This is a genomic window from Streptomyces sp. DF42, assembly GCF_058267695.1.
The window spans coordinates 3,627,694-3,651,284 of the sequence record NZ_CM177859.1 but is presented as its reverse complement, the minus strand read 5'-3'; the positions used below and the strand labels follow the sequence as shown (position 1 = coordinate 3,651,284).

Sequence of the window (23,591 nt, the reverse complement as noted above, 5' to 3'; positions counted from 1 at the left end):
AAGCAAGCAGCAGGGAGCACATGACGTGCGGCCGGTAGGCAGCAAGTACCTGCTCGAGGAGCCGCTCGGTCGCGGCGCCACGGGCACCGTCTGGCGGGCCCGCCAGCGAGAGACCGCGGGGGCCGAGGCCGCCGTGGCCGGTCAGCCCGGCGAGACCGTCGCGATCAAGGTCCTCAAGGAGGAGCTCGCGAGCGATCCCGACATCGTGATGCGGTTCCTGCGTGAGCGCTCCGTCCTGCTGCGGCTGACCCACCCGAACGTCGTCCGCGTCCGCGACCTGGTGGTCGAGGGTGATCTGCTGGCGCTCGTCATGGACCTCGTCGAGGGCCCCGACCTGCACCGCTACCTGCGCGAGAACGGCCCCCTCTCACCCGTCGGCGCCGCTCTGCTCACCGCCCAGATCGCCGACGCGCTCGCCGCCAGTCATGCCGACGGGGTCGTGCACCGCGACCTGAAGCCGGCCAACGTCCTGCTCCGGCAGAACGGCGGGCAGATGCACCCGATGCTGACCGACTTCGGCATCGCGCGCCTGGCCGACTCCCCGGGCCTGACACGGACGCACGAGTTCGTCGGCACGCCCGCGTACGTCGCGCCGGAGAGCGCCGAGGGCCGCCCGCAGACCTCCGCCGTCGACATCTACGGCGCCGGCATCCTGATGTACGAGCTGGTCACCGGCCGTCCCCCCTTCGGCGGCGGCTCGGCCCTGGAAGTCCTGCACCAGCACCTGAGCGCCGAACCGCGCCGCCCCTCCACGGTCCCGGACCCGCTCTGGACGGTCATCGAGCGCTGCCTGCGCAAGAACCCGGACGAGCGGCCCAGCGCCGAGAACCTCGCGCGCGGTCTGCGGGTCGTCGCCGAGGGCATCGGCGTGCACGCGAACTCCGCGCAGATCGCCGCCGCGGAGGCCGTGGGAGCCCTGCTGGTCCCCGACCCGACGCCCGCCGCCGTCCCCGGCTCGGCCGACCCCACGCAGGTGATGCAGCACGGCGCGGGTGCGTACGACCCGAACGCGGCGACCAGCTTCCTGCCCCACACCGGCTCACCGGGCCCGGCGGGCGCCGCCGACCCCACCGCCGTACTCCCCAGCACCGGGGCCGCCGACCCGACCGCCGTCATGCCCCCGGTGCCCCAGGGACAGCCGGGGCCCGAGCAGCCGCACCCCTGGCAGAACCAGCTGCGCGCCGCCCGCGACCGCAACGAACAGACGCAGGTCCAGCAGTACCTCGCCCCGAACGAGGATCCGCTGCGCCGCCGCCCCCAGCGGCAGGTCGCCCGCCCGCAGCAGCCCCAGCAGCAGCAGCCCCAGCAGCGGCGACCCCAGCAGGGACCGCCGCAGGGGTACGGCTACCCGCAGCAGCAACAGCCGCAGCAGTACGCCCCGCCGCAGCACCAGCAGCCCCAGCGGTACGCGCCTCCGCAGCAGCCGCAGCAGCCCGCGCGTGAGCCGCGGCAGCGCAGCGCCAACCCGATGAAGATCCCCGGGCTGGGCTGTCTGAAGGGGTGCCTGTTCACGATCGTCATCCTGTTCGTCGCGGGCTGGCTGGTCTGGGAACTGAGCCCGCTGCAGGACTGGCTCCACACGACCAGGGGCTACTGGCAGCAGTTGACGCACATGTACAACACCGTGAGCGGGTGGATCGGGAAGCTGGGCGGCGGCAACTGAGCAGCGAGCTTGGCGATTTGTCGACACCTGGCGGGTGATTTCCGTCTCCGCAGTGAAGGTTGGCTCTCCGGACGCGTAGTTTTAGCGACTAACACGCGTCGGGTCGGTAGGAGCAGTCTTGGCACGGAAGATCGGCAGCCGGTACACCGCGCACCAGATCCTGGGACGGGGCAGCGCCGGCACGGTGTGGCTGGGCGAGGGCCCCGAGGGGCCCGTCGCCATCAAGCTGCTGCGCGAGGATCTGGCCTCCGACCAGGAGCTGGTCGGACGCTTCGTGCAGGAGCGCACGGCGCTGCTCGGCCTGGACCACCCGAACGTCGTCTCCGTACGCGACCTGGTGGTGGACGGCAACGACCTCGCGCTGGTCATGGACCTGGTCCGCGGCACCGACCTGCGCACCCGTCTGGACCGCGACCGGCGGCTCGCGCCCGCGGCGGCGGTGGCGATCGTGGCCGACATCGCCGACGGGCTCGCGGCCGCACACGCGGCAGGGGTCGTGCACCGGGACGTGAAACCGGAGAACGTACTGCTGGACATGCAGGGTCCGCTCGGCCCGGGCGGCTCGCACCCGGCGCTGCTGACGGACTTCGGTGTGGCCAAGCTCATCGACTCCCCGCGCCGCACCCGCGCGACGAAGATCATCGGTACGCCGGACTACCTGGCCCCGGAGATCGTGGAGGGCCTGCCCCCGCGCGCGGCGGTGGACATCTACGCGCTCGCGACGGTCCTGTACGAGCTGCTGGCGGGCTTCACGCCGTTCGGCGGCGGGCACCCCGGCGCCGTGCTGCGCCGGCACGTCACGGAGACCGTGGTGCCGCTGCCGGGCATCCCGGACGAGCTGTGGCAGCTGCTCGTGCAGTGCCTGGCCAAGGCGCCGGCCTCCCGGCTGCGGGCGTCGGAGCTGGGCGCGCGGCTGCGGGAGCTGCTGCCGCTGGTCGCGGGGATGCCGCCGCTGGACGTGGACGAGCCGGACACGGAACCCGACGAGGAGTCGCAGGCCGCGCCCGCGGACACCGCGGCGCCGACGCGTGAGCGGATACGGCGGGGCGCGGTGCCGCTGGTGCCGGGCGCGAAGCCGGCCGACTCCAACCGCGACACCCACACGTCGATGAGAGTGCCGGCACCCGACGAGCTGGCCGGCGGTGCGCGTGGGACGGCCCGGGCACCGCGGGCGGCGGGTGCCCCGCGGCCGGGATCCGCACGGCACCGTGCCGTGACCCGACGGCGCCGGTTGGCCCTGGGCGTCGCCGCGGTGGCGCTGGTGGCGGCGGCCGGGGTGGGGACGTGGCTGGCGACGTCGGACGACGCGGGAGGGTCCCCCCAGGACACGAAGAACTCGGCGCCGGCGTCCCCGTGAGGATGCAGGGGGCGGCCCCGGGCTCCTCTTCGCCCCCGCCGCCCTTCCCCGCCCCGTCTCCAGGGGCTCCGCCTCCGGACCCCCGCTCCTCAAACGCCGGACGGGACGAAATCAGCCCGTCCGGCGTTTGAGGACGAGGCCGTTCAGGCCGACGGAGGGGGTCCGGGGGCGGCAGCCCGGTCGACGGAGCCGGGAACCCCGGCTACAGCCCAGCGCGGCGTCCCGCTTGGCGGAGCCGTTAGGCTGGAGGCGTGGCAGTCGTCGACGTATCCGAAGAGCTCAAGTCCCTCTCCTCGACCATGGAGTCGATCGAGGCCGTTCTGGACCTCGACAAGCTGAGGGCAGACATCGCCGTGCTCGAGGAGCAGGCGGCCGCGCCGTCCCTGTGGGACAACCCGGACGAGGCGCAGAAGATCACCAGCAAGCTGAGCCATCTGCAGGCCGAGGTCAGGAAGGCCGAGGCGCTGCGGGGGCGGATCGACGATCTCGCCGTGCTCTTCGAGATGGCCGAGGAGGAGGACGACCCGGACACCCGCGCCGAGGCCGAGTCCGAGCTCGTGTCCGTCAGGAAGGCGCTGGACGAGATGGAGGTCCGGACGCTGCTGAGCGGGGAGTACGACTCCCGGGAGGCCCTCGTCAACATCCGCGCCGAGGCCGGTGGCGTCGACGCCGCCGACTTCGCCGAGAAGCTGCAGCGGATGTACCTGCGCTGGGCGGAGCAGAAGGGCTACAAGACCGAGATCTACGAGACGTCGTACGCCGAAGAGGCCGGCATCAAGTCGACCACCTTCGCCGTGCAGGTGCCGTACGCCTACGGCACTCTCTCGGTCGAGCAGGGCACCCACCGGCTCGTGCGCATCTCGCCCTTCGACAACCAGGGGCGCCGCCAGACCTCCTTCGCGGGCGTCGAGATCCTTCCCGTGGTCGAGCAGACCGACCACATCGAGATCGACGAGTCCGAGCTGCGCGTGGACGTGTACCGCTCCTCGGGCCCCGGCGGCCAGGGCGTGAACACCACCGACTCGGCGGTGCGGCTGACCCACCTCCCCACCGGCATCGTCGTCTCCTGTCAGAACGAGCGGTCGCAGATCCAGAACAAGGCGTCCGCGATGAACGTCCTCCAGGCCAAGCTGCTCGACCGGCGCCGGCAGGAGGAGCAGGCCAAGATGGACGCCCTGAAGGGCGACGGCGGCAACTCCTGGGGCAACCAGATGCGTTCGTACGTCCTGCACCCGTACCAGATGGTGAAGGACCTGCGCACCGAGTTCGAGGTCGGCAACCCCGAGGCCGTGTTCAACGGCGAGATCGACGGATTCCTCGAAGCCGGAATTCGCTGGCGCAAGCAGCAGGAGAAGTAAGTTTATCGACAAGGCAACTGCCGCCCGCCGGGCGGCAGTTGCCTTTTTCGTGCCCGCTTCCGCGCGCGATGTCTGGGTTTTACATCACACTCACACGCTTCAATGCCTGGCATAGAGCCCGTAGTTGGACATTGCGCGCGCAACGGCCTTGACGTTGTCTTGAAAAATGGGAAGGGTGCAGCGTGGCATGCGTATCTCTGGGGCGCATGTGAACCGGGGGCTTTCGCGTAGCTGACTCCGTCGATCACTGCCCCCGAGCGCCGCCCAACTGACGATGAGCTACTGGGGGTAGCAACCACATGACCAAGAAGACGCGCATCCGTGTCGCGCGGATCGCCGCCGGCGCCGTGATCGCCGCGGGTGCTTCGCTGACCGCTGCCGGTGCCGCTTCCGCGCTGGACATCGGCGTGAGCGTTGACGGCGGCGGTGTCGGTGTGAACGTGGACACCGGTCTCGGTGACGACCCGACGGACCCGCCCACCGGCCTCCCGACGGACCCGACGGACCCGCCCACCGGCCTGCCGACGGACCCGCCCACCGTCCCGACGGACCCGCCCACCTCCGACGACCCGACCGAGCCCACGGGGGAGCCCACCGAGCCCACCGAGGACCCGACGGGCCCGACCGACGAGCCCACCACCCCGGCCCCGACCCATGGCGGCGGCACCGGGCACCATGGCGGCGGCAACAACAACACCGACCCCGACGGCGGTTCCGGCACCTCCGCCCAGGAGGAGGGCTCCTCGGCCCTCACCGACACGGGCTCCGACACCTCGGCCCAGGGTAAGGGCGCCCAGCTCGCCGAGACCGGTGCAGGCCAGACGGCCTTCCTGATCATCGGTGCCGCCACCATGATCGCCGGTGGCATCGGCTTCCGTGCTCTGCCGCGCCTCGTGGGCGGCCGGGGCGGTGCGGCTGCCTGACGGTGGCCGCTCGCACACGGAACGTGTGTGACGACGTACGACGAGGGGCCCGGAGCGTGCATCGCTCCGGGCCCCTCGGGCGTCCTCGCTCCTGCTGTACCGCGCGCTATGCGGTCTGGTGCGCCAGCAGCGCCACCGCCGCGATCAGCACCGCCAGCAGTGCGATCAGCGTCATGGGGTTGACTCCCGCGAAGAAGTTCTCCTGCTGCAGCCGCTCGCGGTTCGCGCGGCACACGGGGCACCGGCCCTCGCTCACGGGCGCCGCGCAGTTCGCGCACACCAACCGGTCGTACGTCATGCGCTCGCCCTCCTTGCACCGGTTCCACGTAGTGAACGCCCTCGGGGGCGAGAACGTTCCCCTCTCTACTGTGCCAGGTTCGCCCGGAGGGTGCGCGGGGGTCGCTCCCAAGGGGTACGTGGGGGTCGTCACGCCGCCGCCGACAGGTGGGCCGGGCACACACAAAACGCACATCCGGTACGCAACCCCAACCGCCGCCTGCGCCCGCCCGCCCGACTCGCGTATGGTCACGCTCATCTACCCCCGGCGACCCGTGGTGCATCCGTGATCCGATTCGACAACGTCTCCAAGGTCTACCCCAAGCAGACCCGCCCCGCACTCAGGGATGTCTCCCTCGAAGTGGAGAAGGGCGAGTTCGTGTTCCTCGTGGGGTCCTCCGGCTCCGGAAAGTCCACCTTCCTGCGGCTGGTCCTCCGCGAGGAGCGGACCAGCCACGGTCAGGTGCACGTCCTGGGCAAGGACCTCGCGCGCCTCTCCAACTGGAAGGTGCCGCAGATGCGGCGCCAGTTGGGAACGGTGTTCCAGGACTTCCGGCTGCTGCCGAACAAGACGGTGGCGGAGAACGTCGCCTTCGCGCAGGAGGTCATCGGCAAGTCGCGCGGCGAGATCCGCAAGTCCGTTCCCCAGGTGCTCGACCTCGTCGGGCTGGGCGGGAAGGAGGACCGGATGCCCGGTGAGCTCTCCGGTGGTGAGCAGCAGCGTGTGGCCATCGCGCGCGCCTTCGTGAACCGGCCCAAACTGCTCATCGCCGACGAGCCCACCGGCAACCTCGACCCGCAGACCTCCGTCGGCATCATGAAGCTGCTCGACCGGATCAACAGGACGGGCACGACCGTGCTGATGGCCACGCACGACCAGAACATCGTGGACCAGATGCGCAAGCGCGTCATCGAGCTGGAGAAGGGCCGCCTCGTCCGCGACCAGGCACGCGGTGTCTACGGCTACCAGCACTGACCGCGACCGTCCACGGAAAGGCCTGAAGAAGACGCCATGCGCGCCCAGTTCGTACTCTCCGAGATCGGTGTCGGTCTCCGCCGCAACCTGACCATGACCTTCGCGGTCATCGTCTCCGTCGCCCTGTCGCTCGCCCTGTTCGGTGGTTCGCTCCTGATGAGCGACCAGGTCACCACGATGAAGGGCTACTGGTACGGCAAGGTCAACGTCTCGATCTTCCTCTGCAACAAGAGCGACGCCACGTCCGATCCCCACTGCGCCAAGGGCGCGGTGACCGAGGACCAGAAGAAGGACATCCTCGGCGACCTGGACAAGATGACGTCGGTCGTCCAGAAGGTGACCTACGAGTCGCAGGACGCGGCCTACAAGCACTACAAGCAGCAGTTCGGCGACTCCCCGCTGGCCAGCTCCCTCACGCCGGACCAGATGCAGGAGTCGTACCGGATCAAGCTGAAGGACCCGGAGAAGTACCAGGTCGTCGCGACCGCCTTCGACGGGCGCGACGGCGTGCAGTCCGTGCAGGACCAGAAGGGGATCCTCGACAACCTCTTCGGGCTGCTGAACGGCATGAACTGGGCCGCCCGGGCCGTCATGGCGCTGATGCTCGTCGTCGCGCTGATGCTGATCGTCAACACCGTGCGCGTGTCCGCGTTCAGCCGCCGCCGGGAGACCGGGATCATGCGGCTGGTCGGCGCCTCCGGGTTCTACATCCAGGCGCCGTTCATCATGGAGGCGGCGGTCGCCGGACTGATCGGCGGGACGGTCGCCTGCGGATTCCTGGTGGTCGCGCGGTACTTCATCATCGACCACGGCCTGGACCTGTCCCACAAGCTGAATCTGATCAACTTCATCGGCTGGGACGCCGTTCTGACCAAGCTGCCGCTCATCCTCGCCACCAGCCTGCTGATGCCCGCGCTGGCCGCGTTCTTCGCGTTGCGCAAGTACCTGAAGGTGTGACACATGCCAAGAGGGCCGTACGGGCAACCAGCCGTACGGCCCTTCGCGTTGTCCTAGACTCACCGGCATGTCCGGCCGAGACCTGTTGTGCCAGCCCCGCCGCATCCGCCGCGGGGCCGCCCTGACATTGGTCTTCGCGAGCGTGCTCGTCGCAGGCGCGGCGACCGGCTCCTTTTCCGAGGCCGACCGGAAATCCGCGTCCGGCGCGGCCCGTTCGGCCGTCCCCGCGGGGCATCACGAGGACGTGGCCAAGGCGGCCGAGGAGGCCATGGCCGACGGCAAGTCCCCCATGGAGGCCGCCGAACGCGCGGTCAGCCGCAGCGGCGACCGCTGGGGAGCCGTCTACTCTCAGGGTGACTACGAGGAGTTCGAGGAGGCCCTCGACGGCCAGTACACCGGCGTCGGCCTGTGGGCGCGACGCGAGCGGGACGGCCGTATCGAGGTGACCAAGGTGGCCGCCGGCTCGCCCGCGGCCGCCGCCGGGCTCCACCCGGGCGACCGGCTGCGCAGCGTCGACGGTGAGCGGGTCGACGGTCAGCCCGTCACCGAGGTCGTCTCCTTACTGCGCGGCGACGCCACCGACGCGCCCGCCGGTACGGCGGTGCGGCTCGGCCTGCAGCGCGGCACGCGCGCGTGGACCGAGACCCTGCGCCGGGCTCGGCTGTCCACGGACTCGGTCACCGTCCGAAAGCTCGCCGACGGAGTCACCGTCATCAAGATCGCCGCGTTCACCAAGGGCTCCGGCGACGTCGTGGGCACCGCCGTGCGGCGGGCCCCGGTCGGCGCCGGCATCATCCTCGACCTGCGCGGCAACTCCGGCGGCCTGGTCACCGAGGCCGTGACCACGGCCTCCGCCTTCCTCGACGGCGGCCTCGTCGCCACCTATGACGTCAACGGCGAACAGCAGGCCCTGCACGCCGATCCCGGCGCCGACACCACCAGGCCCCTGGTCGCGCTCGTCGACGGCGGCACGATGAGCGCGGCCGAGCTCCTCACCGGCGCCCTGCAGGACCGCGGCCGTGCGGTCGTCGTCGGCTCCCGCACCTTCGGCAAGGGCTCGGTGCAGATGCCGAGCCGGCTGCCGGGCGGCTCCGTGGCCGAGCTGACCGTCGGGCACTACCGCACCCCGTCGGGCCGCAGCGTCGACGGCCGGGGCATCACTCCGGACCTGGACGTGGAGCAGGCCGACGGGCAGCGCGCCCTCCAGCGGGCCGCGACCGTGCTCAGCGGCCTGGGCGACGCCGACTGAGCGTTCCGCCGCCGATTAAGGGCTGGCCCCGACCCCCCTCCTTAGTGCGAAAATGGACGGCACTATGAGCAAGGGAATGTACGTACCGAAGGAGTCCCAGCCCAAGCAGGGCGGTGGGACCAGCAAGGCCAGGGACGGCGAGAAGGGCGGCAAGCGCAAGATCGTCGCCCAGAACAAGAAGGCCCGCCACGACTACGCGATCGTCGACACCTACGAGGCCGGCATCGTCCTCACCGGTACCGAGGTCAAGTCGCTGCGCGAGGGCCGCACCTCGCTGACCGACGGCTTCGTCCAGATCGACCAGGGCGAGGCGTGGCTGCACAACGCCCACATCCCGGAGTACCACCAGGGCACCTGGACCAACCACTCCGTGCGCCGCAAGCGCAAGCTGCTCCTGCACCGCGAGGAGATCGACAAGCTGGAGTCCAAGTCCCAGGAGACGGGTCACACGATCGTGCCCCTCGCCCTGTACTTCAGCAACGGCCGTGCGAAGGCCGAGATCGCCCTCGCACGAGGCAAGAAGGAGTACGACAAGCGTCAGACCCTGCGCGAACAGCAGGACCGGCGGGAGTCGGACCGGGCGATCGCGGCGGCGAAGCGGAAGCAGCGGGAGGCGTAGCCGGGAATTGGCTGGCATCGTCGGGCGTTGTTCACGTACGATGGCATCAACACCGGCTGAGACCGGTGTGTGCATTGAAAACAAAACATGGGGATGATCGGTTTCGACAGCGGCTGTTGAAGCAGGGGAAGCGTGTCGAGGAAGCGGCAATGATCTCGTTAACCATATGTCGCAACCAATAATCGCCAATTCCAAGAGCGATTCCCGCGCCTTCGCCCTCGCTGCCTAATAAGCAGTGAGTGAAGGCCCTAACGGGTGTCAGCCCGGGGGTGTTCCCGACCCGGACCCTGGCATAATCTAGGGGACTAAACCATCGAGCCCGGTCACGGGGTTCGATGGGAAATCAAACAGTGACTGGGCCCGTCGGCGACTTGTTCGCGTGATCACCGGGGCCGAGAAAATCACAGCGAACTGCACACGGAGAAGCCCTGATTCTGCACCGTTGGACGCGGGTTCGATTCCCGCCATCTCCACTCATCCCATGTTGAAGAGCCTCTGACCTACCCAGGTCAGAGGCTCTTTTTGTGGTGGCGGGCCACATATGCGGGGATCGTTCACGCTTCTACGGTCCCTCCCCATGACACAGACCAGAGCCGCATGTCATGTCACCGTCCTCGCGACCCTCCTGGTCGCCCTGATCGCCGCCCTGCTCACTCCGGGCAGAGCCGCTGCCGCCTCTCTCCAGGAGGTCACCGGGTTCGGATCGAACGCCGGCGCGCTGCGGATGTTCCGCTATGTGCCCGCCGGGCTGCCCGCCGGACGGCCCGTCGTCGTCGCGCTGCACGGGTGCACGCAGGACGCCGCCGGATACGGGTCGGGCAGCGGATGGATCCAGCTCGCCGACCGGTGGGGGTTCTCCGTCGTACTGCCGCAGCAGCAGAGCGCCAACAACGCCTCCAGCTGCTTCGACTGGTTCCGGAGCGGGGACATGGAGCGCGGACAGGGCGAGGCCGCGAGCGTCGCGCAGATGGTGGACCGGCAGCTCGCCGACGCCGGTGGCGACGCCTCGCGCGTGTACGTCACCGGGCTGTCCGCCGGAGGTGGCATGACCGCGGTGATGATGGCGGACTACCCGGAGAAGTTCGCCGCGGGCGGGGTGGCCGCCGGGCTGCCGTACGGCTGCGCGCAGGCCGCCGCGTCGCCGTGGGTGTGCATGTACGTCGGCGCCACGCAGACGGCGAAGCAGTGGGGCGACCAGGTCCGGGCGGCCAGGCCCGGGTACGGCGGGCCCTGGCCCACGCTGACCGTCTTCCAGGGCACCGCCGACTACACCGTCAAGCCCGTCAACATGAGCGACCTGATGAAGCAGTGGACCGATGTGCAGGGGGCCGATCAGACCGCCGATGTCAGTGACACCGTCGGCGGCTACCCGCACCAGGTCTTCCGCGATCCCGCCGGAAAGGCCGTCGTGGAGACGTACAGCATCACCGGGATGGGGCACGGGCAGCCCGTCGATCCCGGCACCGGCACCGAGCAGTGCGGAACCGCCGGGGCGTACATCCTCGACGTCAACCTGTGTGCCGCCTACCGGCTCGGCCAGGCCTGGGGGCTCAGCCGGTAGTCCGCGGCCTCAGCCGACAGTCCTCGGCGCCGTGCTCGTGCGCTCCGTGAGCCGCGGTGGCAGCAGCGTGGCCTCGGGCACCGTGCTGCCGCCCAGCTTCCTCATCAGGAGCTCCACCGCCCGCTCACCCACCTCGGCGGACGGCACGGCGACCGAGGTGACGGGCACACGGACGGACTCGGCGAGCTCGTCGGGGCAGATGGCGGTGACGGAGAGGTCGCCGGGGACCCGCAGACCGAGCTGCTCGAAGGCGTCGATCAGCGGCCCGACGATCGCTTCGTTGTGGACCACGACCCCCGTCAACGCCGGGTGCTCGCGCAGCAGTTGCCCGGCCACCAGCCGGGCGGCCGTCGGCGAGGCCTCGCAGGGGTGCACGGAGGAGACCAGCCCGCCGCGGCCGGCGGCGGCCGTGAACCCCTGGGCCACCCGCTGCGCGAACGCGGTCTGCCGCACGTACACCTCAGGTGGCGACCCGACCAGCGCCACCACCCGGTGCCCGAGCCGCGCCAGATGTTCCACGCACGCCTCACCGGCCGCCTTGAAGTCGAGGTCGATGCAGGTCAGGCCCTCGGAGTCGGCCGGGAACCCGATCATCACCGACGGCAGTTCCAGCGAGCGCAGCAACGGCAGCCGGGGGTCCTGGAGTTGGACGTCCATCACGATCAGCGCGTCCACCAGAGCCGTGTCCACGACCCGCCTCAGGCCCTCCTCGCCCTCCTCCTGCGTCACCAGCAGCACGTCGTGGTCGTGTCTGCGGGCGGTCGTCACCACCGACACCGCGAACTGCATCACCACCGGGACGTGGATGCCCGGCCGTAACGGGATCACGAGTGCCAGCACGTTCGATCTGCTGCTGGCCAGCGCCCGGGCGCCCGCGTGCGGCCGGTAGCCCAGCTCGCGGGCGGCCGCCTCGACGCGCTGCCGGGTCTCCTCGGAGATGGGGCGCTTGCCGCTGAGCGCGTAGGAGACGGTGCTGGGGGAGACTCCGGCGTGCCGCGCCACATCGGTGATCTTCGCCATCAGCCCAGCTCCAGGGAGAGGAATCCGGTACCCGCCCGCGCCCGGGCCGTCCGCTGTCCGGCCGCCAGGCTCCACGGCGCCACGGGGTCACTGCACGAGGCCCGCAGCGTGTCCCCTTCGCGTACGACGGTGAAGGTCACGTCGCCGACCGGCACGGTCACCTGCGCGCCCCGCTCCAGGCCGTACGCCCGCAGCGTCACCCCGTCCGCGAGGTCGTAGTCGGGCCGGTCCTCCACCGCGCCCACCGGGATCACCGACCCCGGCCTGACCAGCAGCGGCACGCTCAGGAACCCGTGCCGTTCGCGCACCCAGCGCGGCCCGGTCACGGTCTGCCCGCTCAGGTAGTGCGTCCAGGTGCCCTCGGGCACGTAGTAGGACACGTCCCCGTCGTCGCCGAAGACCGGCGCGACCAGCAGGCTGGGCCCGAGCATGTACTGCCGTTCCAGATGCGCGCACCCGGGGTCGTCGGGGAACTCCAGCACCATCGCCCGCATCATCGGCACGCCCTCGGTGTGGGCGGTGCGCGCGGCCTCGTACAGGTAGGGCATGAGCCGGAGCTTCAGCCGGGTGAACAGTCCGAGCACGTCCACGGACTCCTCGTCGAAGAGCCACGGCACGCGGTAGGAGGAGCTGCCGTGCAGCCTGCTGTGCGAGGACAGCAGTCCGAAGGCGATCCACCGCTTGAACAGCGCGGGTGTCGGGGTGCCCTCGAAGCCGCCGATGTCGTGGCTCCAGTAGCCGAAGCCGGACAGGCCGAGCGAGAGCCCGCCGCGCAGCGACTCGGCCATCGACTCGTAGGTCGCCTCGCAGTCGCCGCCCCAGTGCACGGGGAACTTCTGGCTCCCGGTCGTCGCCGACCGGGCGAAGAGCACGGCCTCGCCCTCGCCCCGGTGCTTGCGCAGTACGTCGAAGACGGTGCGGTTGTAGAGGTACGTGTAGTAGTTGTGCATCCGCTCCGGGTCGGAGCCGTCGGACCACGCCACGTCGACCGGCACCCGCTCGCCGAAGTCGGTCTTGAAGCAGTCGACACCCTGTGCGAGCAGTGCCTCCAGCTTGGCCGCGTACCAGTCACGGGCGGCCGGGCTGGTGAAGTCGACCAGCGCCATGCCCGGCTGCCACATGTCCCACTGCCAGACGCGGCCGTCGGGCCTGCGCAGCAGGTGGCCGAGCGCCTTGCCCTCCGCGAACAGGGGCGAGCGCTGGGCGATGTACGGGTTGATCCACGCCGAGACCCGCAGCCCGCGGTCGTGGAGCCGGGCCAGCATGCCCTCCGGGTCGGGGAACACGCGCGGATCCCACCGGAAGTCGCACCAGTTGAACTCCCGCATCCAGAAGCAGTCGAAGTGGAAGACGGAGAGCGGGAGTTCACGCTCCCGCATGCCCTCGATGAACGACGTCACCGTCTCCTCGTCGTACGAGGTGGTGAAGGACGTCGACAGCCACAGGCCGAACGACCAGGCGGGCGGGAGGGCCGGGCGCCCGGTGAGGGCGGTGTACTTGCGCAGGATCTCCTTCGGGCTCGGGCCGTGGATGACGTAGTACGTCAACTCCTGGGTCTCGGCGCTGAACTGGACCCTGGACACCGCCTCCGAGCCGACCTCGAAGGACACCTTGCCCGGGTGGTCGACGAAGACGCCGTAGCCGGCATCCGTCAGATAGAAGGGGACGTTCTTGTAGGCCTGTTCGGTCGCCGTGCCGCCGTCGGCGTTCCAGATGTCGACGACCTGGCCGTTCTTGACCAGCGGGCCGAAGCGTTCGCCGAGGCCGTAGACGGAGGTGCCGACCCCGAGCTTGAGCTGTTCGCGCAGGTAGTGGGCGCCGTCCGCGTCCCGCATGATGCCCATGTTCTTGGGGCCGCTGGAGGTCAGGGTGCGGCCGCCCGCGAGGAAGTCGACCTGCCAGGGGCCGGTGCGGGAGACCCGCACCGACAGCTCGCCGGAGGTCAGGGTCGCGTGTCCGTCGTCGTACTCCACCTGTGCCGGGACGTCCTGCCCGGTGAGTTCGAACTCCGGGCGGGGCTGCTGCTCGCCGTCGAAGTGGGTGAAGGTCACGCCGATGACGTCGGGCATCGGCGCATGGGCACGGATCGTCACGACCGGTCCCTTCAGCAGGTCGCCGCGGTGGCGGATGGGTTGTGTCGGCGCGTGGATCTCCAGCGCGCATCCCTCAGAGGGGGTACCCCCGGTGGCGGTCACGTCGAGCACCTCGACCGGATGGGCCGCGGTCACGCCCTCGCGCAGCAGCCAGTAACCATCGGTGAACTTCACGTGGGGTCCGTCCTTACTTCACTGCACCGACGGCGATGCCGCGGGTGAGGGTCCGTTGGAAGACGAGGAAGAAGACGATGGCGGGGAGGACGCCGAGGAGGGCGGCCGCATTGGTCATCGTGGCGTCCATCAGGCGCTGGCCCTGGAGGACGCCGAGGGCCACCGACACGGTCTGGTTGTCGTTGGAGATCAGCATGACCAGGGGGAGGAGGAACTCGTTCCAGGTCCAGATGAAGAAGAAGACCAGGAGCACACCGATCGTCGGGCGGCTCACCGGGACGACGATCCGCCACAGAACCTGGCACGTGGTCGCGCCGTCGATCCTGGCCGCCTCGATGATCTCGCGGGGGAACCGGCCGAGCACGGAGGAGAGCAGATACGTGCCGAAGGCCGCCTGGATCACCGTGAAGACGATGATCACGCTGAGCCTGGTGTCGTACAGGCCCGCCTGCTTGCTCAGGTAGTAGACCGGGTAGACCAGCGCCTCCTGCGGCAGCATGTTGGCGAGCACGAAGAAGGCCAGGACCCAGGTGCGGCCCCTGATCCTGCCGATGCCGATCGCGTACGCGTTCAGGACCGACAGGATCGCCGCCAGTACTGCCACCGAACCGCTGATCAGCACCGAGTTGAACAGCTTCTGGCCGTAGTCCACCCGCTCCCAGAAGTCCTTCAGCCCGTCCAGGTAGAAGCCCCTGGGCAGGCTGAGCGGCCCGTTCGCGGAGTACTCGGACGGTGACTTGACGGCGTTGACCGCGACGATCGCGAACGGCACCACCATGAACAGGGCCGCGATGCACAGGGCGATCAGCACCGGGTAACGGCGCAGGGCGGCGGTCATGTCCGTACCCCTTCCCCGGTGTCCTCCGCGCGGGTCTGGAGTTTCAGGCCGGCCAGGGAGAGGAGCAGGATGATCACGGTGAGGACGGTGGAGATCGCGGCGCCGTAGCCGACCTGGGTCTTCTCGAAGAAGGTGGAGAAGGAGAAGTAGGAGGGGACGTCGGTCGCGCCTCCCGGCCCGCCCTTGGTCAGCACGTACACCGCGCCGAACACCTTGAGCGCGGCGATCGTGCACCAGGTCAGGACGACGTAGATCTCCGGCCGGATCTGCGGCAGCGTGATGTGCCAGAAGCGGCGCCACCAGCCCGCGCCGTCCAGCTCGGCCGCCTCGTACAACTGCGGGTCGACGCGCTGCAGTCCGGCCATGAAGACGACCAGCGGAAAGCCGATCTGCACCCAGACCATCACGCCCATCACGCTGTACAGCGCGAGGTCGGGGTCACCGAGCCAGTCCTGTCGCCAGGAGCCCAGCCCCACCGCTTTCAACAGCTCGTTGAGGGAGCCGTTGTCGGGGGCGAGGATCCAGCTCCAGACGATGCCGGCGACCGCGATCGGCAGCACCTGCGGGAGGTAGAAGCAGGCGCGCAGCACCGCGGCCCACCTCGGCCCGAAGTGCTTGCCGACGTAGTCGAACAGGGCGGCGGCCAGGACGAGCCCGGTCATCGTCGGTACGGCGGCCATGGCGACGACCATGAACAGGCTGTGCCGGAAGGACGCCCAGAACTCCGCATCGTCCATCAGCTCGCGGTAGTTGGCGAGCCCGGACCACTTCGGGCTGCCGATGCCCTGCCAGTCGGTGAAGCTCACGCCCGTGTTCATCAGGAACGGGACGATGATGATCGCGAGGAAGGCGAGGAACCCGGGGAGCAGGAACAGGGCGTACGAGTCGCGGGTACGGGGGCGGCGCGGGCCGGCGGCCGGGTGCTTGCCGACGGCACGCGCATCCCGTTCGACGGTGACCGTCATCGCTTCGGCGCGCCCTTGTCGTAGGCCTGCTGGAGGGCGTCGAGGTAGCCGTCCGGTTTCTCGTTGCCCGTCATCAGCTTCTGGGTCTCGGAGACGAGGACGTCGTAGAAGCCGGTGACCGGCCAGTCCGGGTAGAAGGCCAGGCCGTCCCGCCGGCTGACGGTGTTGAAGTCGGAGATGAGCTTCTTGGACTTCGGGTCGGTGATGGCGCTCGTGTCGGCGGCGACCGGGACGCCGCCCTTGTTGCCGAGCAGGTTCTGGATCTTCTTCGACATGGTGATGTCGATGAAGTCGTAGGCGAGGGCCTTGTTCCGGGCGTTCTTGGGGACCACCCAGAGGTTCCCGCCGGAGCCCGGGGTGAGCTCGGAACCCGGCCACAGGGAGGCGTCCCAGTCGAACTTGGCCTCCGCCTGGAAGCGGCCGTACCACCAACTGCCGGAGAACAGGATCGGGGCCTTGCCCTGGATGAAGGAGACGCCCGCGTCCTCGGCCTTGGTGCTGGTGGACTTCTTGCTGATGTAGCCCTTCTTCACCCAGTCGGCGAAGGTCGTCGCGCCGTACGTCCAGGCCGCGTCATGGAAGTCGGTCCTGCCCTTGTACAGCTGGAAGTTGTCGACCCAGGAGCGGTCGGCCCTGGACAGGGCGAGTTGGTAGAGGTACTGCTGGGCCATGTACTCGGCGCCCGCGTCGGCGAGCGGGGTGACGCCCTTCTTGGCGAACGCGTCCATGGCGGCCGTGAGTTCGCCGAAGGTCCTGGGTTCGGCGATCCCGTACTTCGTGAACAGGGCCTTGTTGTAGTAGACCATCGTGTACTCGGCGTAGTTGGGCACGCCGTACCACTTGCCGGATCCCATGACCCCGTCGGTGCCGTATCTGCTGGTCGTGGACACGCCCGGGCTGAGCTTCCTGTCCCAGCCGCGCTTGGTGGCCTCCGCGGTCAGATCGGTCAGCAGGCCCTGCTTGGAGAGGGCACCCGCGGTCGCGTTGCCCTTGTTGTACTCCATGAGGTCGGGTGCGTCCGAGGAGTTGAGGATCATGGGCGCCGTCTTCTGGATCTGTTCGAAGCCCTTCTCCTCGAACTTCACCTTGACACCCGGATGGGTCGCCTCGAACTCCTTGATCGCCTCGTTCCAGGCCGCGCCCATCGCGCTGTCGGGACCCTCGTAGTGCCAGAGCCGAAGCGTCTTGGCGTCGGAGGACGATCCGCCGTCCGAGCCGCCGCAGGCGGTCATGAGCAGCGAGCCGCCCAGGATCGCCGCCGCGACCGTCATCACATGCCTTCGTGCCGTCAACATCCCTGCCTCCAGGAGAGCCGGGCGGTTATCGGGGCCTCGCGCAGCGAACGTTCCCGCATCGTCGAATCGATTCGATGCAGTACGTCGAAGCGCTTCGACGGGTGAAGGTATGTGTGGTCCGTGGACCCGTCAATGCATCGGACGGGAATCGCTGTTCGGGTCTGTCGGAATCCGGTGGGCCAGGGAGATCATCAACGCCACGGCGGCCGCCGTCGCCGGCGCCCCGAACCCGGCCGTGGACGAGAGGTGGTCCACCAGCTCGCCGCCGGCCGCCGAGCCGCAGGCGATCCCGCCGAGCAGGCCGGTCACCGCGAGGGTCATGCCCTCGTTCAGCCGGCCCTCGGGGCTGCGCCGCTGCACCAGCGTCATGGTTGTGACCATGGTCGGGGCGGTCGCCATGCCGGCGATCAGCAGCGCGAGCGCCAGCAGCGGGAGCGAGCCGGTGAGGGCGGCGAGGAGGGGGAGCGTCAGCAGGGCGGTCATCGCCGCGATGCACCAGGGCAGCCGGGCCGAGGCGGCACCGGCCCGCGGCAGCGCCCCGTACAGCAGCCCGGCCGCGCAGGACCCCGCCGCCTGCAGCGCGAGCACGACGCCCGCCGCCGAACGGTGCCCCTGCGCGTCCGCGAACGCGATCGTGACGACCTCCATGGACCCGAACACCGCCCCCATCGCCAGACAGACGGTGAGGAGAGGGCGCATTCCGGGCGAGCGGATGGGGGACCCGGCGCGGGCCTGCCGCCGCGCCGGCGGTTCGGTCGAGCGCTGCGCGGCGAACAGCAGCATGCCGCTCAGCAGCAGCACCGCCCCGGCCAGCGTGCCCGCCTCCGGGAAGAACGTCCCGCACAGGAAGGCCGCGAGCACCGGGCCCAGCATGAAGCACAGCTCGTCGGCGGCCTGTTCGAAGGAGTTCGCGGTGTGCAGCGCACCCTCGTCGCCCTTCAGCAGACGGGCCCAGCGGGCGCGGGACATGCCGCCGGTGTTCGGGGTCGTCGCGGTGGCGGCGTACGAGACGATGGAGGCGGTGCCGCTCGCCGCGCTGAAGGGGGAGACGGTGTACGCGGGCGCCGGAAATCCACGTACGCCGGAATGGACCGATCTCGCACGCCGCTTGTTCGACGGCCGTGGCATCGAAATCGCACAGCCCGTTCCGCTGGCGATCGGGGACGAGGAGTTCCAGAGGATCATGGCCAAGATGCGGAACCCCATTCTCGCCGTCGTGGATTTCCCGGCCATGCCTGGCAGGGTGCTGCGTCCCTTGATCGATCCTGTTCCTTTGTCGGTGGTGTCACTTGTGTGGCGGAAGGGTCCGGTGCACCCCGGATTCGGTGCGCTTCGACGGGCTGCTGTCGAACTGTCTGTCGAGGGGCGGTGGCTTCGAGTGCCCTCCAATGGATGGATTCCAGCCATCGATTCAGAGATCATCCAGGGTCACAACTGACACGTGGCGCACACAGAACCTCCCCGTACGCTACATTCGGGGCCCGAGCATGTTGTGGTAAAGGGGGCGCTCGAATCCGGTGGGGGCCGGGTTCGGCCGATGTGTGCTCGTGTCGTACGCGCACCCAGAACTGTCCCGTGGGGGGATGTGCGTGCACGTGAAAAAGTGGCGGGAAGACGCCCAACCGGAATGGCCCGAAGCGGCATCAGAGGCCCAGGCCCTTCCAACAACGGGGGAAGCCAGAAGGAGCGACATCACCCAGTCGTTTCCGGACACGGCGAGAACCGGAGTCCCTCGTGGGGGCTTCGCGGACATCGACGCGACCGACGTACTGAGCGGCGGCTCCGGACGCCTTCCCGAACACGGCCGGGCCGCCGGCCTGCGTGATCCGTGGGAGGCGTCGGGCGAGAGCGCCCAGTCCCACGATCCGCACGAGGTGACCGTCCAGCTCGACTCCGTCGGCCTGCGGCTGGACCAGCGTCTGCGCAAGGCCGAGGGGGAGACCGGCAGTGGCTCCGACGGCGGTGACGCGCCGGTCTTCGTCGACGAGTCGGGCCGCCGCAGCCGGCGCTTCCGCCGCCTGGGCATAGCCGTCGGCATGGCCTGCGCGGTCTACGCCGTCGTCATCGTCGTCACGCTGCTGTCCGGGAGTTCCGACGCACCCTGGCTGCCCGTGCCGGGCCAGAAGGACGACAAGCCGGCCGGTCAGGTCGAGCCGACCTCGCGGCCCGCGGACTCGGCCCAGCCCTCAGGCGCCGGCGCCGGCACCGGCACCGGCGCCGTCGTGCCGGGTTCGACACCGACGGCCGGTGACGGTACGACACCGTCGCCGGGCGCGAGCGGCCCGGCTCCCGGCAAGTCCGCCGGCCCCGCAGGTCCGGGTGCGTCCGCCGACCCCGGCCCGACACCGTCCAAGTCCGCGACGAAGCCCGGGCCCGGTGTGGTCGACCCCGTCCCGTCGACCTCGGTGAACCCGCCGACGTCCAGCTCACCGGACCCGAGCCCCAGCGTGAGTTCCGTCGCACCGTCGCAGTCCCCGGGCGGCACGGGCGGGACCGGCACCGCCTCCGGCAGTGGTCCGGTCGCCGACGGTCCCAGCAGCCCTTCGCCCGTCATCGAGGAGCCGGGCACGCCCGGCCCCTCGTCCGCACCGTCCCCGGAGCCCACCCTCTGATGGCATCCCGCACCCGCCGTCACGGGCCCGCAACCTCGGAGCCTGTGTCCCCACCCCGGCCGGGCGTGCGTCGCCTGGCACGCACGTTCGCCGCGTTGCCGAAAAAAGGCCCTGGTAGCTCCGCTACGAGGCCCTCCCGGCGCCCTGCGATCGCACGCACCGGACGACGGACGCTGATCCGGCCGGAGTTCGGACACGGGCCCCCAGCCCGTGACAGCTCTCCGCGCCGCCGCCTGCCCATGCGCCTGCTGCTGCCCATGCTCGTCCTCGTCGCCATGGTGGCGATGCTGATGCTGCGCGGGTACGTGCACAGCGAGATCCTCGCCGACCATCGCATCCAGCCCGAGGCCGCCACCGACAAGGTCCCGGAGCGGATCCTGGACGGCGGCCCCGTCATCGACACCCGCAGCGGCCGCACCACCAGCCTGAAGGTGCCCGACCACCGCCTGGTCCTCACCTTCGACGACGGCCCGGACCCGGCCTGGACCCCCAAGGTCCTGGACGTGCTCAAGAAGCACCACGCGCACGCGGTCTTCTTCGTCACCGGCACGATGACCTCGCGCTACCCGGACCTGGTCAGGCGCATGGTCGCCGAGGGCCACGAGATCGGCGTGCACACCTTCAACCACCCCGACCTCTCCTTCCAGTCCCACAAGCGCATCGACTGGGAGCTGTCGCAGACCCAGCTGGCGATCTCGGGGGCCGCGGGCATCCGCACCTCCCTGTTCCGTCCGCCGTACTCCTCCTTCGCCGACGCCATGGACGACGAGTCCTGGCCGGTCACCCAGTACATCGGCAGCCGCGGCTACATCACCGTCGTCAACAACACGGACAGCGAGGACTGGCAGAAGCCCGGCGTCGACCTGATCATCCGCAACGCCACCCCGCACGGCGGCAAGGGCGCGATCGTCCTGATGCACGACTCGGGCGGCGACCGGCACCAGACGGTGCAGGCGCTGGACAGGTTCCTGCCCATGCTGCAGAAGCAGGGCTACGCGTTCGACAACCTCACCGAGGCCCTCGACGCACCGAGCGCGCACACCGAGGTCACCGGCGTCGGCCTGTGGAAGGGCAGGGCCTGGATCCTCCTGGTCCAGGCCTCGGACGACATCACCGGAGTGATGGTCGTCACCCTCGCGATCATCGGCGGCCTGGTCATCGGCCGTTTCGTGCTGATGCTCCTGCTGTCGGGGGTCCATGCGCGCAGGGTGCGGCGCCGGGGCTTCAGCTGGGGCCCACCGGTCACCGAACCGGTGTCGGTGCTGGTGCCCGCGTACAACGAGGCCAAGTGCATCGAGAACACCGTCCGTTCGCTGATGGCGAGCGAGCACCCCATCGAGGTGATCGTCATCGACGACGGTTCGAGCGACGGCACGGCGCGGATCGTCGAGGAGCTCGGCCTGCCGAACGTCCGCGTCGTCCGCCAGCTGAACGCGGGCAAGCCGGCCGCCCTCAACCGCGGCCTGGCGAACGCCCGTTACGACATCATCGTGATGATGGACGGCGACACCGTCTTCGAACCGGCGACGGTAGGGGAACTGGTGCAGCCCTTCGGCGACCGGCGCGTGGGAGCCGTCGCCGGCAACGCGAAGGTCGGCAACCGGGACTCGATGATCGGCGCCTGGCAGCACATCGAGTACGTGATGGGCTTCAACCTCGACCGCCGTATGTACGACATCATGCGCTGCATGCCGACGATCCCGGGGGCCGTCGGGGCCTTCCGGCGCTCGGCGCTGGAGCGGGTGGGCGGCATGAGCGACGACACGCTCGCCGAGGACACCGACATCACCATGGCCATGCACCGCGACGGCTGGCGGGTCGTCTACGCCGAGAACGCGCGGGCCTGGACGGAGGCGCCCGAGACGGTCCAGCAGCTGTGGTCGCAGCGCTACCGCTGGTCGTACGGCACCATGCAGGCGATCTGGAAACACCGGCGCGCCCTCGTGGAGAAGGGCCCCTCGGGCCGCTTCGGCCGCGTCGGCCTGCCCCTGGTGTCCCTGTTCATGGTGGTGGCCCCGCTGCTGGCCCCCCTGATCGACATCTTCCTCCTCTACGGAGTCGTCTTCGGCCCGACGCAGAAGACGATCGTGGCCTGGCTCGGCGTCCTGGCGGTGCAGGTGGTCTGCGCGGCCTACGCCTTCCGCCTGGACAAGGAACGCATGACCCACCTCATCTCGCTGCCGCTGCAGCAGATCCTCTACCGCCAACTCATGTACGTCGTGCTGCTCCAGTCCTGGATCACGGCGCTCACCGGCGGCCGCCTGCGCTGGCAGAAGCTGCGGCGCACGGGTGTCGTGGAGGCACCGGGCGGGCCGGTAGCCAGCCGGCGGCCCCGTGCCGACGGCAGTGATCGGAGGCCCGTGGCATGACCCACGGATACACGACCGGGACCGGGACTCCGGAGTCGACGCCGTCGTACGGCATCCCGCAGCAAGGTCCGGTGGCCGGTCCTGAGGCGCCGGCACCGACGCCGACACCGGCATCCGCGTCCTCGCCCGCGCCGAAGAAGCCGGGCCGCGACCGCTACCTGGACCTGCTGCGCGCGATCGCCCTGGTCCGCGTCGTGGTCTACCACCTGTTCGGCTGGGCGTGGCTGTCGGTCCTGTTCCCCTCCATGGGCGTGATGTTCGCGCTGGCGGGCTCCCTGATGGCGCGCTCGTTGAGCCGCCCGGCGGTGAGCGTGATCCGCGGCCGGATCCGCCGTCTGCTGCCACCGCTGTGGGCGTTCAGCGCGTTGGTGGTGGCCATGATGTTCGTGGACGGCTGGAACCCGGCGAAGGACCCGGACAACGGCGGCACCTGGGGCGTCGTCGAACTGATCAACTACGTCATCCCGATCGGCGCCCCGCCCTACCCCTGGCACCTCGGCAACGACGGGGGCCTGCTGGACTCCACCTGGGCCGACCAGGCGGCCGGGCCGCTGTGGTACCTGCGGGCGTATCTGTGGTTCGTGGTCGCGTCCCCGCTGCTGCTGTGGGCGTTCAGGCGCATGCCGTGGGCGACGCTGCTGGCCCCGCTGGGCCTGACGGCGATCGTCGGCATGGGCCTGGTGACCATCCCGGGCGAGACCGGCAACGCGATCACCGACTTCACGGCCTACGGCGGCTGCTGGGTCCTGGGCTTCGCCCACCACGAGGGCGTGCTCCAGCGGGTCCCGCGCTATGTCGCCGTCTCCTGCTCGGCGTTGCTGATGGCGTTCGGCCTGTGGTGGGCGTCGGGCCACCTCGGCCCCGACGGCTGGGACCTCAACGACATCCCGCCGGCACAGGCGGCCTGGTCCTTCGGCTTCGTGGTGATCCTGCTCCAGTACTCGCCGTCGTGGCAGGAACTGCCGGGCCGCCTCGCCAGGTGGGACAAGCTGGTGACCCTGGCCAACAACAGGGCCGTCACCATCTACCTCTGGCACAACCTGCTGATCATGGCGACGGTCCCGATCATCGACCAGGCGTACAGCCTCCCGTTCATGGAGAGCGACCGTGCGTCGGCGGCACTGGACTCGACGTACACGCTCTGGATGTTCGTCCTCGTCTGGCCCCTGATCGGCCTCGCGATCCTCACCTTCGGCTGGATCGAGGACCTCGCAGCAAAACGAAGCCCACGCCTTTGGCCGAACGGGGCGAAGCGGGGGAGGGCTCGGCGGAAGGGCTGATCAGAT

18 protein-coding genes, 1 other RNA gene and 2 pseudogenes are annotated in these 23,591 nt (G+C 69.9%); 14 read left to right on the top strand and 7 right to left on the bottom strand.

Features of this window, described 5'->3' with window-relative positions; translation table 11 throughout:
- Nucleotides 1-25: 25 nt before the first annotated feature.
- The 4 genes from ACYUED_RS16625 (at nt 26) to ACYUED_RS16610 (ending at nt 5,301) form a co-directional block, all read left to right on the top strand.
- On the top strand, nt 26-1,663 hold the full coding sequence (locus ACYUED_RS16625; RefSeq protein ID WP_491293058.1) for a serine/threonine-protein kinase: 1,638 nt from the start codon (nt 26-28) through the stop codon (nt 1,661-1,663).
- Between the two features lie 118 nt (nt 1,664-1,781).
- Nucleotides 1,782-3,020: a serine/threonine-protein kinase gene (locus ACYUED_RS16620; protein WP_491293057.1), complete on the top strand. Its 1,239-nt coding sequence runs from the start codon at nt 1,782-1,784 to the stop codon at nt 3,018-3,020.
- Between the two features lie 251 nt (nt 3,021-3,271).
- The gene (gene prfB, locus ACYUED_RS16615) at nt 3,272-4,378 is read left to right on the top strand and encodes a peptide chain release factor 2 (protein WP_266584109.1); all 1,107 of its coding nucleotides are present in this window, start codon (nt 3,272-3,274) and stop codon (nt 4,376-4,378) included.
- A 299-nt stretch (nt 4,379-4,677) separates the two neighbouring features.
- Nucleotides 4,678-5,301 carry a hypothetical protein gene (locus tag ACYUED_RS16610; protein WP_491293056.1) on the top strand — a complete coding sequence of 208 codons (624 nt, stop codon included), beginning with the start codon at nt 4,678-4,680 and terminating at the stop codon, nt 5,299-5,301.
- Between the two features lie 106 nt (nt 5,302-5,407).
- On the opposite strand, the gene ACYUED_RS16605 is transcribed toward ACYUED_RS16610, so the two are convergent.
- Nucleotides 5,408-5,599 carry a hypothetical protein gene (locus tag ACYUED_RS16605; RefSeq protein WP_266515389.1) on the bottom strand — a complete coding sequence of 64 codons (192 nt, stop codon included), beginning with the start codon at nt 5,597-5,599 and terminating at the stop codon, nt 5,408-5,410.
- A 264-nt stretch (nt 5,600-5,863) separates the two neighbouring features.
- Between ACYUED_RS16605 and ftsE the strand changes: the two genes are divergently transcribed.
- The 6 genes from ftsE (at nt 5,864) to ACYUED_RS16575 (ending at nt 10,939) form a co-directional block, all read left to right on the top strand.
- Nucleotides 5,864-6,553, top strand: coding sequence for a cell division ATP-binding protein FtsE (gene ftsE / locus ACYUED_RS16600; protein WP_266515387.1), 690 nt, complete (start codon nt 5,864-5,866; stop codon nt 6,551-6,553).
- Nucleotides 6,554-6,589: 36 nt separating this feature from the next.
- Entirely contained in the window at nt 6,590-7,510 is a 921-nt protein-coding gene (gene ftsX / locus ACYUED_RS16595) for a permease-like cell division protein FtsX (protein WP_491293055.1), read from the top strand.
- Nucleotides 7,511-7,577: 67 nt separating this feature from the next.
- Nucleotides 7,578-8,759 carry a S41 family peptidase gene (locus tag ACYUED_RS16590; RefSeq protein ID WP_491293054.1) on the top strand — a complete coding sequence of 394 codons (1,182 nt, stop codon included), beginning with the start codon at nt 7,578-7,580 and terminating at the stop codon, nt 8,757-8,759.
- Between the two features lie 76 nt (nt 8,760-8,835).
- On the top strand, nt 8,836-9,378 hold the full coding sequence (smpB, locus tag ACYUED_RS16585) for an SsrA-binding protein SmpB (RefSeq protein ID WP_491294285.1): 543 nt from the start codon (nt 8,836-8,838) through the stop codon (nt 9,376-9,378).
- 89 nt (nt 9,379-9,467) lie between these two features.
- Nucleotides 9,468-9,854, top strand: a transfer-messenger RNA (tmRNA) gene (gene ssrA, locus ACYUED_RS16580).
- A gap of 101 nt (nt 9,855-9,955) precedes the next feature.
- Entirely contained in the window at nt 9,956-10,939 is a 984-nt protein-coding gene (locus ACYUED_RS16575; protein WP_491293053.1) for an extracellular catalytic domain type 1 short-chain-length polyhydroxyalkanoate depolymerase, read from the top strand.
- Nucleotides 10,940-10,948: 9 nt separating this feature from the next.
- Here the strand turns inward: ACYUED_RS16575 and ACYUED_RS16570 are convergent, their stop codons facing one another.
- The 6 genes and pseudogenes from ACYUED_RS16570 to ACYUED_RS16545 form a co-directional block, all read right to left on the bottom strand.
- On the bottom strand, nt 10,949-11,959 hold the full coding sequence (locus tag ACYUED_RS16570) for a LacI family DNA-binding transcriptional regulator (RefSeq protein ID WP_491293052.1): 1,011 nt from the start codon (nt 11,957-11,959) through the stop codon (nt 10,949-10,951).
- Nucleotides 11,959-14,226, bottom strand: a complete 2,268-nt coding sequence (yicI, locus tag ACYUED_RS16565) for an alpha-xylosidase (RefSeq protein ID WP_491293051.1) — start codon at nt 14,224-14,226, stop codon at nt 11,959-11,961. The genes ACYUED_RS16570 and yicI overlap by 1 nt, the downstream gene beginning before the upstream one ends.
- 13 nt (nt 14,227-14,239) lie before the next feature.
- The gene (locus ACYUED_RS16560) at nt 14,240-15,064 is read right to left on the bottom strand and encodes a carbohydrate ABC transporter permease (RefSeq protein ID WP_491293049.1); all 825 of its coding nucleotides are present in this window, start codon (nt 15,062-15,064) and stop codon (nt 14,240-14,242) included.
- Nucleotides 15,061-16,029, bottom strand: coding sequence for a carbohydrate ABC transporter permease (locus tag ACYUED_RS16555; RefSeq protein WP_491293048.1), 969 nt, complete (start codon nt 16,027-16,029; stop codon nt 15,061-15,063). Before ACYUED_RS16555 ends, ACYUED_RS16560 begins: the two co-directional genes overlap by 4 nt.
- The gene (locus ACYUED_RS16550) at nt 16,026-17,324 is read right to left on the bottom strand and encodes an ABC transporter substrate-binding protein (RefSeq protein ID WP_491293047.1); all 1,299 of its coding nucleotides are present in this window, start codon (nt 17,322-17,324) and stop codon (nt 16,026-16,028) included. Before ACYUED_RS16550 ends, ACYUED_RS16555 begins: the two co-directional genes overlap by 4 nt.
- A gap of 129 nt (nt 17,325-17,453) precedes the next feature.
- Nucleotides 17,454-18,389 (bottom strand): annotated as a pseudogene (locus ACYUED_RS16545) (MFS transporter); the annotation flags it as partial.
- On the opposite strand from ACYUED_RS16545, the pseudogene ACYUED_RS16540 reads away from it, so the two are divergent.
- The 4 genes and pseudogenes from ACYUED_RS16540 to ACYUED_RS16525 form a co-directional block, all read left to right on the top strand.
- Nucleotides 18,343-18,762, top strand: a pseudogene (locus ACYUED_RS16540) (LysR family transcriptional regulator); the annotation flags it as partial. The pseudogenes ACYUED_RS16545 and ACYUED_RS16540 sit on opposite strands and share 47 nt — an antisense overlap.
- Nucleotides 18,763-18,913: 151 nt before the next feature.
- On the top strand, nt 18,914-19,936 hold the full coding sequence (locus tag ACYUED_RS16535) for a hypothetical protein (RefSeq protein ID WP_491293046.1): 1,023 nt from the start codon (nt 18,914-18,916) through the stop codon (nt 19,934-19,936).
- A gap of 239 nt (nt 19,937-20,175) precedes the next feature.
- A complete protein-coding gene (locus ACYUED_RS16530) occupies nt 20,176-22,305 on the top strand; it encodes a bifunctional polysaccharide deacetylase/glycosyltransferase family 2 protein (RefSeq protein WP_491293045.1) in 2,130 nt (709 codons plus the stop codon).
- A complete protein-coding gene (locus tag ACYUED_RS16525) occupies nt 22,302-23,585 on the top strand; it encodes an acyltransferase family protein (RefSeq protein ID WP_491293044.1) in 1,284 nt (427 codons plus the stop codon). The genes ACYUED_RS16530 and ACYUED_RS16525 overlap by 4 nt, the downstream gene beginning before the upstream one ends.
- The last annotated feature ends 6 nt before the right edge of the window (nt 23,586-23,591 follow it).